The organism is Andreprevotia sp. IGB-42 (genome assembly GCF_009848685.1).
Taxonomy (GTDB): Bacteria; Pseudomonadota; Gammaproteobacteria; order Burkholderiales; family Chitinibacteraceae; genus Andreprevotia.
This window is the reverse complement of record NZ_WXTX01000008.1, coordinates 69,325-82,426: the sequence shown is the minus strand read 5'-3', so window position 1 is coordinate 82,426 and position 13,102 is coordinate 69,325. Positions and strand designations below refer to the sequence as shown.

General features: G+C 61.0%; 18 protein-coding genes and 1 pseudogene. 14 read left to right on the top strand and 5 right to left on the bottom strand.

Translation table 11 applies throughout. The features are described 5' to 3' along the window. Positions 1 to 52 precede the first annotated feature (52 nt). Positions 53 to 271, top strand: a pseudogene (locus IGB42_RS13415) (IS5/IS1182 family transposase); the annotation flags it as partial. 200 nt (positions 272 to 471) lie between these two features. Here the strand turns inward: IGB42_RS13415 and IGB42_RS13410 are convergent. From IGB42_RS13410 to IGB42_RS13395, 4 genes are all read right to left on the bottom strand, one after another. Further along, on the bottom strand, positions 472 to 681 hold the full coding sequence (locus IGB42_RS13410; protein ID WP_201799934.1) for a hypothetical protein: 210 nt from the start codon (positions 679 to 681) through the stop codon (positions 472 to 474). 5 nt (positions 682 to 686) lie between these two features. Further along, entirely contained in the window at positions 687 to 1,025 is a 339-nt protein-coding gene (locus IGB42_RS13405) for a type II toxin-antitoxin system PemK/MazF family toxin (protein WP_159672432.1), read from the bottom strand. After that, entirely contained in the window at positions 1,026 to 1,274 is a 249-nt protein-coding gene (locus IGB42_RS13400) for an AbrB/MazE/SpoVT family DNA-binding domain-containing protein (protein ID WP_159672430.1), read from the bottom strand. It lies immediately after the preceding gene. 65 nt (positions 1,275 to 1,339) lie between these two features. Next, positions 1,340 to 2,017 carry a contractile injection system protein, VgrG/Pvc8 family gene (locus IGB42_RS13395; protein WP_374705052.1) on the bottom strand — a complete coding sequence of 226 codons (678 nt, stop codon included), beginning with the start codon at positions 2,015 to 2,017 and terminating at the stop codon, positions 1,340 to 1,342. On the opposite strand from IGB42_RS13395, the gene IGB42_RS22240 reads away from it, so the two are divergent. From IGB42_RS22240 to IGB42_RS13385, 3 genes are all read left to right on the top strand, one after another. Further along, the gene (locus IGB42_RS22240; RefSeq protein WP_236822581.1) at positions 2,016 to 2,189 is read left to right on the top strand and encodes a hypothetical protein; all 174 of its coding nucleotides are present in this window, start codon (positions 2,016 to 2,018) and stop codon (positions 2,187 to 2,189) included. The genes IGB42_RS13395 and IGB42_RS22240 overlap by 2 nt on opposite strands. A gap of 269 nt (positions 2,190 to 2,458) precedes the next feature. After that, a complete protein-coding gene (locus tag IGB42_RS22675) occupies positions 2,459 to 2,671 on the top strand; it encodes a Com family DNA-binding transcriptional regulator (RefSeq protein ID WP_159672417.1) in 213 nt (70 codons plus the stop codon). After that, positions 2,616 to 3,416 carry a DNA adenine methylase gene (locus IGB42_RS13385; protein WP_159672415.1) on the top strand — a complete coding sequence of 267 codons (801 nt, stop codon included), beginning with the start codon at positions 2,616 to 2,618 and terminating at the stop codon, positions 3,414 to 3,416. Before IGB42_RS22675 ends, IGB42_RS13385 begins: the two co-directional genes overlap by 56 nt. A gap of 28 nt (positions 3,417 to 3,444) precedes the next feature. Here the strand turns inward: IGB42_RS13385 and IGB42_RS13380 are convergent, their stop codons facing one another. Continuing rightward, a complete protein-coding gene (locus IGB42_RS13380; protein WP_159672412.1) occupies positions 3,445 to 3,984 on the bottom strand; it encodes a hypothetical protein in 540 nt (179 codons plus the stop codon). Positions 3,985 to 4,726: 742 nt separating this feature from the next. Here IGB42_RS13380 and IGB42_RS13375 point away from each other — a divergent pair. The 10 genes from IGB42_RS13375 to IGB42_RS13330 all read left to right on the top strand — a co-directional run bounded on the left by IGB42_RS13375 (position 4,727) and on the right by IGB42_RS13330 (position 13,101). Next, on the top strand, positions 4,727 to 5,755 hold the full coding sequence (locus IGB42_RS13375; RefSeq protein WP_159672409.1) for a tyrosine-type recombinase/integrase: 1,029 nt from the start codon (positions 4,727 to 4,729) through the stop codon (positions 5,753 to 5,755). A 387-nt stretch (positions 5,756 to 6,142) separates the two neighbouring features. Next, positions 6,143 to 6,436, top strand: coding sequence for a hypothetical protein (locus IGB42_RS13370; RefSeq protein WP_159672407.1), 294 nt, complete (start codon positions 6,143 to 6,145; stop codon positions 6,434 to 6,436). A gap of 54 nt (positions 6,437 to 6,490) precedes the next feature. Next, on the top strand, positions 6,491 to 7,441 hold the full coding sequence (locus IGB42_RS13365) for a hypothetical protein (RefSeq protein ID WP_159672404.1): 951 nt from the start codon (positions 6,491 to 6,493) through the stop codon (positions 7,439 to 7,441). Next, positions 7,434 to 9,089 carry a hypothetical protein gene (locus tag IGB42_RS13360; RefSeq protein WP_174764214.1) on the top strand — a complete coding sequence of 552 codons (1,656 nt, stop codon included), beginning with the start codon at positions 7,434 to 7,436 and terminating at the stop codon, positions 9,087 to 9,089. The genes IGB42_RS13365 and IGB42_RS13360 overlap by 8 nt, the downstream gene beginning before the upstream one ends. 35 nt (positions 9,090 to 9,124) lie before the next feature. Next, positions 9,125 to 9,370, top strand: coding sequence for a hypothetical protein (locus tag IGB42_RS13355; protein ID WP_159672402.1), 246 nt, complete (start codon positions 9,125 to 9,127; stop codon positions 9,368 to 9,370). Next, positions 9,357 to 10,727, top strand: a complete 1,371-nt coding sequence (locus IGB42_RS13350) for a hypothetical protein (protein ID WP_159672398.1) — start codon at positions 9,357 to 9,359, stop codon at positions 10,725 to 10,727. The genes IGB42_RS13355 and IGB42_RS13350 overlap by 14 nt, the downstream gene beginning before the upstream one ends. A gap of 70 nt (positions 10,728 to 10,797) precedes the next feature. After that, a complete protein-coding gene (locus IGB42_RS13345; protein ID WP_159672396.1) occupies positions 10,798 to 11,118 on the top strand; it encodes a phage holin family protein in 321 nt (106 codons plus the stop codon). Between the two features lie 2 nt (positions 11,119 to 11,120). Further along, entirely contained in the window at positions 11,121 to 11,666 is a 546-nt protein-coding gene (locus IGB42_RS13340) for a glycoside hydrolase family 108 protein (protein WP_159672394.1), read from the top strand. Then, a complete protein-coding gene (locus IGB42_RS13335; protein ID WP_159672392.1) occupies positions 11,666 to 12,229 on the top strand; it encodes a hypothetical protein in 564 nt (187 codons plus the stop codon). The genes IGB42_RS13340 and IGB42_RS13335 overlap by 1 nt, the downstream gene beginning before the upstream one ends. After that, positions 12,226 to 13,101, top strand: coding sequence for a hypothetical protein (locus IGB42_RS13330; RefSeq protein WP_159672390.1), 876 nt, complete (start codon positions 12,226 to 12,228; stop codon positions 13,099 to 13,101). The genes IGB42_RS13335 and IGB42_RS13330 overlap by 4 nt, the downstream gene beginning before the upstream one ends. Position 13,102: the final 1 nt, after the last annotated feature.

Genomic DNA, 13,102 nt, shown 5'->3' with positions numbered 1-13,102 from the left:
AGGTTGAGGCAGAATTTCGCCTCAAACCAGCCCTCTACTTTTCCCATTTCCCATGCGCGGCCAAGAGAATCCCCAGTCGTCGATGTTCAGCTACGTCAGCCTGGCGCGCCGCGTTCCCGCCGATCACCCACTGCGCCGCTTGCGCCTACTGGTCGCTGGCATCCTCGCCAACATGAGCGCGATGTTCGATGAGCGCTATTCACATACCGGCCGCCCGTCGATTCCACCCGAACACGTGTTGCGAGCGCTGCTGCTGCAAATCCTGTTAAGCTGGATTTCAAACTCAAGGGCAGTGCCAAGCCTTCGGCAAGCGTGTTGGTGGCCTTGATGATAACCCAGCTGGTGCAACCGATGGCCGGCTTGAAACCGGCAACGGGTGCTGGCAGCTCGGGGAACAACTCCGGTCGGCCGATGGCCAGCGTGATGCCGAACTCGGCAACACTACGCTGGATGCTTTTCACAGCAATCTGGTTACTTGGGCTGGTGCCCCTGCTGCCTGCAAAACGCAACGTAGTCATCGAGCACACCAGCAAAAGCAGCTTTCACGCCTTCTACGCTGGTGGCATCGAACAGGATCACGTCCTTGCTCAGCAGCACCCGGCCGTAGAAGCATTCATCTTCCGCGCTGTATTCAATGCGCGCGCCGTAGCCCTTGTAGCTCATGATGTTGGTGGCATGCATGGTAATCACTCGGGCAGAATGGAGCGGTAACGATCCAGGACATCTTGCAGCAGGTAATCCGGCACCTGCTCGCGCTTCTTGGCGCCACGGCTGCGCAGATCGAGCGTCTTGGTCTGGTGGCTGAGTACAACGCCCTGCGTTTCGGTACCACAGCCCATCAGCGATACGGCAAAGCCACCATCACGCGCTTGGGCCTGTGCGCCTTGGGTGATCGGGCAAACCACGGCCAGCCCGGAGTTGTTGAACGCACGCAGGGAGAGCACCAAGCCGAAGTGCGGTCCTTTCATTTCCCTGCCGGATGCAGGATCAAAATCGAGGTGGATGATGTCGCCTGGATTGAACACTTACCACACCTCTTGGCCGGCCGGCGGCAGGTTGTCCCAACCCGGGGCGCTCATCAGTTCTGGCGGGGTTTCGGCCAGCAAGCTGGATACATCGTACCGGCGGCGCTTGGTAGCCTGTACGGTCAAGGTATCACCCACCACCGTGACATTGACAGGCGCACCCGCAGTCAGGTGGTTTTGCTCGGCAAACGAGGCCGGGATGGTCATGATCAACGAGCCGCCCGAGCGGCGCAGTGTAGCGACGGTCATATGAGAAACTTGGTCTGGTTTAACTAAAGACAAGTAAAGCATATTGTTTTACTAAAGTAAAACAACTACTCACCCAAATCATCAAGCCTGGTTTCGAACTCCAGCACTGTGCCCAGCCTGTCCGCAAGCGTGTGCGTTGCCTTGGTGATGATCCAGCTGGTGCTATCGATGGCGGGCTTGAAGCCGGCAACGGCGGCCGGCAGTTCCGGGAACAGCTCCGGGCGGCCGATGGCCAGCGTGATGCCGAACTCGGCAACGCCGCGCTGGATGCGGTTCCAGTTGGTTTTTGCTGCCCTCTCCGCCGCCTTCTGCGTGGCGTACACGTGGCGCAGGGTTTTCAGGTTGCTACGCTCCCCGATGATGACCTCGCCCTTTTTCCCTTTCTTGGTGTTCTGGTAGGTGGCGCACACGCCGGTGTAGTTGTCCCGGTTGGCCACGTTGTAGTTGTGGCTGTCGCCGCTTTGCCGGGTGATGTGCACGGCCGGCAACGGCTTGCCGCTGGCGGATAGCCCGGCGCCCATGGGCGCGAACAGCAGGCGCCCTGCCTTGACGGTGGCGATGGCATCGAACTGGCCAGCCAGCCTGGTGAGGAAGTTTGCATCGCTCTCGTTGGTCTGGTCGATGTGGTCGACCACCTGGCGGGCGAGCGCCGGCGCCACCACCGGCGAGAGCTTGGCCACCTTGGCGAGGGTCTGCACGATCTCCCCTACCGTTTTGCCGTGGAACGAGCGCTCGCGCTGCATGAGCAGGCCGCTGGCAAAGTCCGCGCTGCTGGCGCGGATGGTGAGCTTGTCCGGCGCGCCGGTGTGGCTGATTTCATCCGCGATGAAGGTGCCCTTGTCCGCAGATGGCAGAAACCGGCGTCAGGAAGAAACTCAGGAAGCTCGCACAGCCCTCGCGATGGGCCTGCAATGACAAGGGCTAATTCACCCATAGATGCGGAAATGACACGACGCAGTTCGCAGCCCACGCGGAGCTACAACTCACGCCGTTATTTGATGGTGCCCCGAGCCGGGGTCGAACCGGCACACCGTTAGGCGAGGGATTTTAAGTCCAGCGTGGAATCTAGCATTTATGCGGGCTACAGCCGGTTTCACGTTCCGCAAAACCGTCAAAGTTGGCGGCTTTTAGGCCCCGAATCTATTACACTCCAAGGCACTTTGCGGAACGAAAAATGCCCCCCGATGAACGAGATCCGCTGCGTACACTGCAGTAAGAAGTTGGCAGAAGGACAGTTCACCTGGCTGACCATCAAGTGCCCTCGATGCCGAGGCACAAGCATATTCAGGGCTACGGCCCCAACCCCCGAGCGCCAACGAGCGCCCTCCCCAGGAGCAAACGATGGTAGCCAATCCAATCGTTCCCTGGCTGGGCGGCAAACGTCGTCTGGCCGATAAGCTAATCCCACTGTTTCCACCCCATGAGTGCTACGTCGAGGCCTTCGCCGGCGGTGCGGCCCTTTTCTTCATGCGGCCATCGCAGGTCAAATGCGAGGTTCTGAATGACATCAATGGCGAACTGGTGAACCTGTACCGCGTGGTGCAGCACCACCTCGAGGAGTTCGTCCGACAGTTCAAGTGGGCGCTTTCCAGCCGCCAGGTGTTCGACTGGCTGCAGGACACTCCCCCTCACCCCCTCACAGACATCCAGCGCGCTGCGCGCTTCTTCTACCTGCAGCAGCACGCATTTGGTGGACGAGTGGAGGGACAGAGCTTTGGTACCGCCACCACGGCGCCGGCATTGAACCTGCTGCGCATCGAGGAGAACCTGAGTAGCGCCCACTTGCGCCTCAATGGGGTGTACATCGAGCACCTGGCTTGGCTCGATGTCGTGAAGAAGTACGACCGGCCCCACACGCTGTTTTACTTGGATCCGCCCTATTGGGAGACCGAGGGCTACGGAGTCGATTTCCCATACGAGAACTACCTGCAGATGGCCAGCTTTATGCGCGATTGCAAGGGCAAGGTTCTGGTCTCGATCAACGATCACCCGCAGATCCGGGTAGCCTTCAGCGGCTTCTGGACTGAGAGCCTGGAGCTGAAATACAGCGTGGCCAACGGCCGGGATCTGGGCCAGAGGGCGAGCTTTGGGGAGCTGGTAATCGCCAACTTCGAGCCGCTGGCCATGGGTGGCTTGTTTTAGACCTTCGGAAACGGCTGGTAGGGGCACGCTAGATGTCGTTGCCACCTTTCTTCTCGGCCTCTGCCATCCGCGCTATCCGGTCGTCACGGCGCTGGGTAAGCGTCTCCAAGAATTTCCACTTTCCTATCGAATAATCGGCCTTGGGGAGGCGTGCGGACTTCCGGATTCTTGCCGCGGTTTCCCATGCCTGCAGAGCCAATGCGCTCGATTCCGCGCCATCAAAGTCTGACATTTGGAAGGGGTCTGCCCACTCATTCATGCTGTTGAGCTCAGCCTTCATGTACTTGATCTTATTGGGCAGCGACAGGACGTCTTGGATTTCCTTCGCTCCAATCCAACGCCAATCCACGTCTGAAGGAGGCTCATAACGAACCTGCTTTATCTTTGCAAACGGCGCGTAGTCATGTTCTTGGCTCGCCTCAAACTCGGCATCGTCCAGATCTGCGACCAGTTGGGCTACGTCCAGCGTGTATTGCTCAAGAGCTGTTATCAGCTGCAGTGAAGCGTAAACCTTTTCGCGCCCGTCACTCTTTCGCTCCTTGATCCACCCATGGACGACGGTCACCATGGGGCCTGCTACAGCTGCGACTAGCCCTGTGGCGACTATTTGGAACCACGGGTTTGATGCTTCGAACCACATACGCTTCCTTTTGAGCCTTCGGCTCTCATTGCTAGAGATCAAATAGCCGTCGCCGGCGCACGCCGGCGACTGCAACTATGCACCTGGCCAAGCGAGTTTTTCGCCCTCTTGCCGTCGTCCCCCCGCTCCCCCCAAAGAAAAACACAGCGCCTAGCCTTCGGCAGCAGCGAGTGCGGGGGCTATACCCACGACTTTTGGAATTTTCCTACAAAACCCCTAGCCCGAGACAGCGCGACTACTTTCCCGCGAGAAAAAGGACCGCAGCGCAAAATAACCTGTGGATTGTCGCTTACGATTGTCATAACCTATTGATTCGTTAAAATAAGTGCCCCACAGGTCTAACTTTTTTTCCATGGATATCGCTTAATATTCCACGGATTTACATTTGTCAGTTTCGTGATTGCTTCCTTTCTATATCTATCTTTTTTTATTTAAAACAAAGAGATAGAGATAGATAAAAGGGGTAATGGCATTCCACAGGTAAATGGGGATATTCCATGAATATTTTAAACTTACATTAGACTGTCCACAGGTTGTGCATGTGATCCACGGGTTTTTCATGGAATGCGAAACGGATAAATAACCTATAAAACAAAGGGTTATAATTGACGAGACGCCAATCCACGGATCATGGGTGTGTTTTCCCCCTGGTCCCCCCGCATGAGGCCCCATGGACGTACTGATCGCCGGATTTATTGAATTCAAGAAGACCAACGAAGGGCGGGCCGAGCGCACTGGTGCCGCTTACACCGATATCCTGTATCGCTTCCGCGACTGGCTGGCCGGGCGCGATCCTTGCGCGTGTACCGAAGATGAGTTGCTGGTGTTTACTGGTCTGCATCTGAACAAGGCATTCGGCCTGCATGCCCGCAGCCGTGTGCCGTACGTGGCTTGTATCCGGGGCTTCTACGCCTGGCTGGACCGGTGTGGTTACCTGGGCGATTTCAACCCAGCAGAAAACCTGCCCTATCCCAAAGCGGGTAAGCCGCTGCCCCGGGTGATATCCCTGGGCCACCTCGAGGCGCTGATCGCCCAGCCTGACCTCGGCACCTTCGAGGGTGTGCGTGATGCGGCAATGATCTCGTTGATCGCTGGCTGCGGCTTCCGACTGGCTGGCCTGGTCGCGCTCAACAGGTCGTGCTTGGTCGAGTACGAACTGAAGAAGCAAAAACGCCTGGCGTTGCGGGTGCTTGAGAAGGGCGATAAGGAGCGCCTGCAGCCGGTACCGCGCGAGGCTGAGCTGCTACTGCGGGTTTACCTGGAACATCCACTCCATGAGCACATCGATGCTGCCCTGCCCAACGGCGACCGCCCCATGTGGATATCAACCCGCAACTCACGCATACCCGCGCATGAATTCCATGGCGATGCCAGGCGGCTCAGCCATCGCGGTGTTCAGGAAATGATCAGGCGCTATGGTATTCGGGCAGGTGTCCCAGAAGCAGATCTGCACCCACACTCACTGCGCCACCGCTTCGGCACCGAGCTGACCGAGTCGGATGTCCCTCTCGATCAGACTGGCGACCTGTTGGGGCACAGCTCTCACCAGTCGACGTTGATCTACCTGCACCTGGCCATCAACAAGCGCACTGCATCGGTCGATCGAGCGAACCCGCTATCCAAGATCCGCACGCCTGCCTCCGAGCTGCTGCGGCGCTTGGATGCACAGCAGAGACCCCCGTTTACGGGTCCAGTCTGATGTATACAAGTTCTATAGCCCGTATCAGCAATGTGTCTAAATACCAATGGTGGTGGGGGCCCGCGCATGCCCTGCAAAGTCCCTTCAATAACAGGCTAAATCGGATGGGTGGCTACTGCGTGGTCTTGCAGGAAAGCGCAGTAGCCGTCAGCAGCACACCCGCCCAACCCGCATTGCCCTTGGAGAGCATCAGTGCAGGATCAGCACGAAAAGCGCAGTAGCATCGACGGAATGGACGGCTCACACCCCCTTCACCCCTCCCTTACAACAGGGGTGGGGGGTCGGCGTAAGGTGCCCCTGACCCCCTGTGGGGGGGGTGGGTACCTGGAAAACTGCAATGCTTCTGAAGTTCCAGACCCGCGCCTCGGCCAGTTGGCCGAGATGCGCATGCAGCCGATCTGGCTGCAAATTGCGGCGCGCATCGGGGTGGATGCGTTCCTTGAACTCTGGCGCACGCTGGACCAGTGCGAGGAGCTGCCCCGGGCCGACAACGGCATGGTGTTTGTGAAAATGCGCTCGTACAAAAGCTGGATCCGTGCCGAGCGCGACCGCTACATCACCGCGCTCGATCAGGCAGGCAACACGCCGGCAGAGATTCAGCGCGCGCTCCGTAGCAACATGCGCACCGAGCTCACCATCGACCATATCAAGCGCGTGGTGAAGGCGCACCGCCCGCGCTGAGCCGGCGTTTTTGGGGCCTTTTTTGGCTGGCGCTGTGCCTGCATGATGCCCAGCATGGCAAAGCGCGACCTCTCCAAGCCCCAGTCCCAGATCACCTTCCAGTGCCGGGGATGCGGGCAGACCTTCAAAGCCGAACCTTCCCAGGTGATGGATGCGCCTGACCGGCCGCATCACCCCTACGAATACATGAGCCACTGCGTGTGCGGCGCCGAGTGCCTGCAGGCGCCCCATGAACGCGCACTGATGAAGGCCTGGGCCAATGCTACGGGCCCGCGGACGGCTGAAGGCAAAGCGGCGACAGCTGCCAACCTCGACGGCCACCCTACGCCCGAGGAAGCTCGCCGTACGCGCTTCAATGCGATGAAGCACGGCATCCATGCCAAGACCGCCACCTACTTCCCGGCCAAACCAGACGGCTACAGCTTCTGCAGCAGCTGCACCATCGATCGCTACTACTGCAGCGAGCAGCCGGCGTGCGAGAAGCAGACCGTCTTGTTCATGCAAACCCACGCCGCTTTCGAGCAACGCGACCCCTCGCAGCTCACCGGCATCTTTTCCGGCATGCAGGCCGCTACGCTGGCCATCATCCAGCAGACGCTGCAGACCATTCTCGCCGACGGCGTGACACTGCGACACCCAGCCTGGTACCACGATAAAGAAGGCGGCTTCCATCTTGCGCAGTATCTGGATCCACAAACCGGTGACCAGGTGCTTATCCAGGAAGTGAAAAGCCATCCGCTGCTGAAGGTGCTGGCCGAGCTGCTGAGCCGCAACAACCTGAGCCTGGCCGACCTCGCCATGACGCCCAAAGTGCACGAACGCGAGGAGCAGCAGCTGGGCCGGCTCAAGGATGTGGGCAACCAGGGCGCCATCAGCGAGTTCATCACCAAGCAGGCAGACGCACTGGGCACGCTTGCCGACAAGATCGCCCAAGCCAGCCAGCGACGCGACAGCGATCCCATCCTGATCGAGTACCAGCAGCAAAACGGCGGCAACGATGGCTGAACGCGTCACCCGCGCGCAACGCGTCCAGTCCGCCAATCGCGCCGAGGTCGAGATCCAGCGCTTTGCCCGTGTCGACGCCGGCACCGGTATCCGTCCGCATGTGCTCTGGCACAAGCACATCCATAACGTGGAGCTGGATCCGGTCCAGGTGCTGAAAATGCAGGAAATGGACCAGCACGCCAACACCATCGATGTGAGCTGCCGACGTACCGGCAAAACCGCCGTGAAGGAAATGCATTGCCTGGAACAGCTCGCGACGACGCCATATCAGGAAGAAGGCATCGTGGCGCCGCGCATGCAGCAAAGCCAGACCAACCTCACGTATCACATCGATGCGATCAGGCGCAGCGACATCCTGTCCAGCTACATCATGGTCAAGGGCGGCCGCGAGCAGCTGCGCGACACCGGTTACCAGTTCGTGAACCACTCCAAGGCCTCGGCATACGGGATCATGAGCCAGATCGACGGCGATGCGCTCACCATCGCCTCGCTCGAGGAGACCGATGACATGCCGCAGGACCGGCTGATGTCGCGCTTCATGCCGATGCTGGGCTCGGCACGCCGCATGGGGGTGGATCCCGGCACCGCCAGCTTCAAGCCCAGCGTCCGCATCACTGGGGTATTCAAGGGCGCCGACGTCCTGCAGGCGCTGATCGATACCAAGCAATACCACCTGCTCACCCCGGTCGATGTTTACCTTGGCATCGAGCTGGGCATCCTCAACGAGAAATTCATGCTGGAGATGCGTAGCCAGATGCCCGAGGGCGAGTTCATCCGCCAATTTCTCTGTCGCAACGTCGCCGCTCAGAACTGGATCTGGGAAAAGTACATCCGCAAGGCCATGGCCGCAGGCACCGCAGCCGGACTGGAGCGCGCGGATCCGCTACCTGGTGCGCGCTACAAGAAGCGGGGCTTGTTGGCGTTCGGCTACGACCACAGCGGCCATGGTGAAAGCGCCAATGCATCAAGGTCAGCGCTCACGGTTACCGAGCAGATAGGCAATTACCTCACCTTTCCCTTCGTGAAGACGTGGCCGGCCGGCACCGATGACGCGGTGGTAATGCGTGATTTGTTCGGGTTCTGGTGCTACTTCAACCCGGATTACGCAATGGGCGATGCCTACGGGCTGGGGATGCTAACCTCGCTGAATGATCTGCTGTACAGCCGCGGGCTGACCAGCATCGATCGGCGCACCTTTGGCGATGGCGACAGTACGGCCACCACCTGGCGATCGTGGGCGTTTGCCCCTATCCGGTTCGACGGGCAGGTGAAGCACAGCATGGCCAGCGTACTGCGCGCGGCGTTCCACAACAGCCAGGCAGCGATACCGTACTTCGATGATGGCACCGAGGCCTGCCGCTCCAGCACTGCGGCGAATGTGATCTGGACCCCGCCCAGCCTGTCGAACTACGACCCGCGCGACGGCGACTGGAGCACCTTCGTCCGGCAACTGGGGAACATCAAGCAGGGCGAGAGCCGCACCAGCTACGCCACATTCCGGATGGCAGACAGCAAGTTCGGCGATGACTTGTTCGATGCGGCCTGCGCCGGGGTGTGGGCACTGACCACACGGGGCGAGGATCAAGGCCCACTGATCATTCAAAGCCGGGTGCAGAGCCACCAACAGCTGCTGGGCAGTATGGCGTGAGTACCAAAAAAGTATCAAAAAGGGAGCAATTCCGTATGGCCGAATACAAACAGAACTCGCGTATAGCCCCCACCTCAACAGCGGAAAAGCCGCTGCGGGCGCTGGCGCCGCTCACTGATTTGCAGCGCATGGCCATCGCGCAGAAACGCGACCTGGTGCACCAGCACCTTCCCGAACTGGTGCCCTTCATCGCCGACCTGGCCAAGGCCGGGCTGATCGATGGCTGGCGCAGTGTGACCAGCGTAACAACCCCCGATGGAGTGACCTATGGGAATTCGTGAATGGTGGGCGCAGCGGGCAGGCAAGCCTGGCGTGACGGTTGTTCCGCCGGCAACAGCGCAGATACCAGGCAGCGAACCGCGGCCGACCAGCGAGCTCGGCGCCCGGGCCAATCCGGACCAGCAGGTATCCCGTATCTACCAGCAGATGAGCGTGGACTTCGACCTGCGCGCCACCATTTTGCAGATCCGCGACATGGACAAGCGCGACGGCCGCGTAAAGCGCATTCATGCACGGGTGGCACGCGATATCGTGCGCGGTGGCCTGGTGCTGCAGCAGGCAGTGGAAAACGAAACCATCCGCCAGGAATGGGGCAGGTTCGCCAAGCGTTGCCAGCTCAACCGGCCTGAAAAGCTGAAATCGGATGCGCGCGGCTTCCTCATGGAAGGCAACCTGCCCCTGCAGGTGGTGCTTGATGCCGACCGTAACGTCGTTGACCTGGTGCGCATGCCTGCCGAAACCATCCGGCCCAATGTCGGCCCGTCCGGTCGCTTCGACGACCCTGCCCAGGCCTACACCCAGTTCGACCTGCAGACCGGCAGCGAGCTGGCCACCTTCGCTTTGTGGCAACTGCACCTGGTGCGGCTGGATCCGGACAATTTTGACGATTACGGCGCCCTGGGACGGCCTTTCCTCGATGCCAGCCGCGAGGTATGGAAGAAGCTGCGCCTGACCGATGAGAACTTGGTGATCCGGCGCCAGATGCGCGCACCGCTGCGCATGGCCCACGTGCTGGAGGGCGCGGGCGAGGAAGACGTCACCAAATACCGCAACCAGGTGGAAGCGGACCAGGCACACGGCACCGTCACCGACTACTACCTGAACCGCAAGGGCTCCGTGACCCCCATGCAGGGGGATGCCAACCTGGACCACATTGCCGACGTGGTGTACCTGCTGGACAGCTTCTTTGCCGGCACGCCACTGCCCAAGGGCATGATGGGCTACACCGACGGCATGGCGCGCGACATCCTGGAAGACCTGAAGCGGGACTACTACGACGAGGTAGACCTGATGCAGGACACCATCGGTTTTGCCTACGCCCAGGCCTTCCGCATCCAGCTGTTGATGAAGGGCCTCAATCCGGACGAAAGCGAATACACGCTCACCTTTGCCGAGCTGCGCACCGAGACCAAAACCCAGACGACCGATCGCGCACTCAAGCTCAAGGCTGCAGGGCTGCCGGCATCGATGGTGTTCGAGGAGATGGGCTACGACCCGATCACCGTCGAGCGGCGCCAGCAGGCCGACGGTGCCCGCTTCGATCCCTACCCCGAGCCGGTACCGGCCGCGGCACCAACCGTCAAAGTGACCCCGGGCAACGGTCGCAAAGGCGACAGCAGCACCAGTATCAGCAGCTAGGCGCTTTGGGGACCTTTTTTCGCCGGACGCAGCAGCCGTATCGTGCACCCATCGAAACTGGGGGTGAGCCATGCCCGATAAACAAGTCCCGGAATGGTTGGGCGAATTCCTGACCTATGCCTGGGTGGTCGGTTTGGCGCTCTTCGGAGGCACCGTGTCCTACCTCAACCGCCTGAAAGCGGGCCAGATCAAGTTCTCGCTGATCTCCATCGTCGCCGAGCTGGCCTGCAGCGCCTTTGTCGGCCTGATGACGTTCTACCTGTGCCAAGGCGTGGGGCTCTCTCTGACCACCACCGCCGCGGTGGCCGGCATCGCCGGCCACATGGGCACCCGGGCGATCTTCCGCCTGGAAGCGATCGCCAACACCATCATCGGCTACCGGGAGCATTGAGCATGGACATCAATAGCCTGATTGACGGGTTGATCAGCCGCGAAGGTGGTTATGCCAATGACGCCGCCGACCAAGGCGGCGAAACCATGTGGGGCATCACCATCGCCGAAGCGCGGGCCAACGGCTACGCCGGCGCGATGCGGGATCTGCCTCGCAGCAAGGCCATCGAGATCTACACCAGGCGCTACTGGATTGCGCCGGGCTTCAGCCAGGTGGCCATCCTGTCCATGGCGATTGCCGGCGAGCTGTTCGATACCGGCGTGAACTGTGGACCAGCCACTGCAGCGACTATGCTGCAGCGATCATTGAACGCGCTGAACCAGGGCGGCGCCGACTACGCCGATATCGCAGTGGATGGCGAAATCGGCCCGGCCACGCTGCGCGCACTGAGTGCCTACCTCAACAAGCGGGGCCAGACTGGCGTGACAGTGATGCTGCGTGCCCTGAACTGCCTGCAGGGCGCGCGCTACGTCGAGCTGTGCGAGAAGAAACCCAGCCAGGAACGCTTTCTGTTTGGCTGGCTGGCCAACCGTGTGGGGATGGCGTGATGGACTTCGACTGGAAAAAGACGGTCGGCGCCATCGCACCGGTGATCGGCACCGCCCTCGCCGGCGGCAACCCGCTTGCCGGGGTGGCCATCAGTGCCGTGCTGAAGTCGTTCGGCCTCGATGCCGGCACCGACACCAGCACGCTGGCCAGCGCCATCCAGGGCGCCACCCCCGAGCAGCTGATCGCCCTGAAGAACGCAGATCTGCAGTTCCAGCGCGACATGGCCGAGCTGGGATTCCGCAATCAGGAAGCAATCGCCAACCTGCAGGTGCGTGCCGACGAGGTCGACGCCGGCGACCGGGCCAGCGCCCGGGCCCGCGAAGTGGCCATGGGTGATCGCCGTGTGTTCTGGCTCACCTGCCTGATCGTCGTCGCGGTGCTTTCGCTCGAAGGGCTGGCGCTGTTCTACGGCATCCCCAAGACGGCCATCCCGGAACTGGTGGGGCGGATCCTGGGCACGCTCGATGCCATGGCCATGGCGGCGATTTTCTACACCTACGGCACCAGCCGCGGCAGCCAGCAGAAAACCCAGCTGCTCTCCCAGGCCGATGCCGTGAAATGACCACGGTAGCCGACCAGATCCGGGCAGCCACTGCAACCGCCCAGGAACGCATGAACGAATACGACGCGCAGGTCCTGCAGGATCTGCGCGCTTTGTTTGTGGTGACTGCAGACGATATCGGCCAGCAGATCGTGACTGCGGCCGCCGGCGACAACCAGGTCAGCCTGATGGCGCTGGATGCACTGCGCCAGCGCGTGATCGAGCGGCTGGCCAAACTCACCGAAGAACGCAATGCCCTGCTGAACAGGGCGCTGCCGCACGCGGCTACCCTGGGCACTGAACCGTTTTCCGGACACCTGCCGCAGGACTATCTGGTGCGGGGCGAACTGGACGCGGTGCGCTTCGTGCAGCAGTTGGTGCAGGCCGACGGGCTGAAGCTCTCCGACCGGCTGTGGCGCAACGACCGGCAGGCCACGGCGCGGGTTGCCAACGAAATCGAGCTGGCCATCGTGCGGGGCATTTCCGCCCAGCAAGCCGCCCGCGACATGCTGGCCCGTGGGCGGCGACCAGATGCCACCGACCCCGGCCTGCAGGCTGCCAACCCGGTCAACATTGCCCGCGCCACCACCGATGCGCTCACTGGCCAAGGCGGATCCGCGTACTACAACGCCGCCCGCGTGTTCCGCACCGAGCTCAACCGCGCCCATGGCACCGCCTACCAGAACGTGGCGCTGCAGCACCCCGACGTGATCGGCACCCGTTTCCTGCTCAGTCCCCACCATCTGGAGCATGACATCTGCGATACGCATGCCTCGGCAGACCTGTATGGGCTGGGGAAAGGGGTATACCCCCACGGCAAAAACCCGTGGCCGGCCCACCCCAACACCTTGAGCTATGTGGTAGCGGTTTTCCGAAGCGATAAACAACATTAAA

Coding starts and splice junctions, on each gene's coding strand:
- IGB42_RS13410 (WP_201799934.1), bottom strand. CDS start 681: ATGCATGCCACCAACATCATGAGCTACAAGGGCTACGGCGCGCGCATT.
- IGB42_RS13400 (WP_159672430.1), bottom strand. CDS start 1,274: ATGACCGTCGCTACACTGCGCCGCTCGGGCGGCTCGTTGATCATGACC.
- IGB42_RS22240 (WP_236822581.1), top strand. CDS start 2,016: ATGAGCAGGCCGCTGGCAAAGTCCGCGCTGCTGGCGCGGATGGTGAGC.
- IGB42_RS13395 (WP_374705052.1), bottom strand. CDS start 2,017: ATGCAGCGCGAGCGCTCGTTCCACGGCAAAACGGTAGGGGAGATCGTG.
- IGB42_RS22675 (WP_159672417.1), top strand. CDS start 2,459: ATGAACGAGATCCGCTGCGTACACTGCAGTAAGAAGTTGGCAGAAGGA.
- IGB42_RS13385 (WP_159672415.1), top strand. CDS start 2,616: ATGGTAGCCAATCCAATCGTTCCCTGGCTGGGCGGCAAACGTCGTCTG.
- IGB42_RS13380 (WP_159672412.1), bottom strand. CDS start 3,984: ATGGTGACCGTCGTCCATGGGTGGATCAAGGAGCGAAAGAGTGACGGG.
- IGB42_RS13375 (WP_159672409.1), top strand. CDS start 4,727: ATGGACGTACTGATCGCCGGATTTATTGAATTCAAGAAGACCAACGAA.
- IGB42_RS13370 (WP_159672407.1), top strand. CDS start 6,143: ATGCAGCCGATCTGGCTGCAAATTGCGGCGCGCATCGGGGTGGATGCG.
- IGB42_RS13365 (WP_159672404.1), top strand. CDS start 6,491: ATGGCAAAGCGCGACCTCTCCAAGCCCCAGTCCCAGATCACCTTCCAG.
- IGB42_RS13360 (WP_174764214.1), top strand. CDS start 7,434: ATGGCTGAACGCGTCACCCGCGCGCAACGCGTCCAGTCCGCCAATCGC.
- IGB42_RS13355 (WP_159672402.1), top strand. CDS start 9,125: ATGGCCGAATACAAACAGAACTCGCGTATAGCCCCCACCTCAACAGCG.
- IGB42_RS13350 (WP_159672398.1), top strand. CDS start 9,357: ATGGGAATTCGTGAATGGTGGGCGCAGCGGGCAGGCAAGCCTGGCGTG.
- IGB42_RS13345 (WP_159672396.1), top strand. CDS start 10,798: ATGCCCGATAAACAAGTCCCGGAATGGTTGGGCGAATTCCTGACCTAT.
- IGB42_RS13340 (WP_159672394.1), top strand. CDS start 11,121: ATGGACATCAATAGCCTGATTGACGGGTTGATCAGCCGCGAAGGTGGT.
- IGB42_RS13335 (WP_159672392.1), top strand. CDS start 11,666: ATGGACTTCGACTGGAAAAAGACGGTCGGCGCCATCGCACCGGTGATC.
- IGB42_RS13330 (WP_159672390.1), top strand. CDS start 12,226: ATGACCACGGTAGCCGACCAGATCCGGGCAGCCACTGCAACCGCCCAG.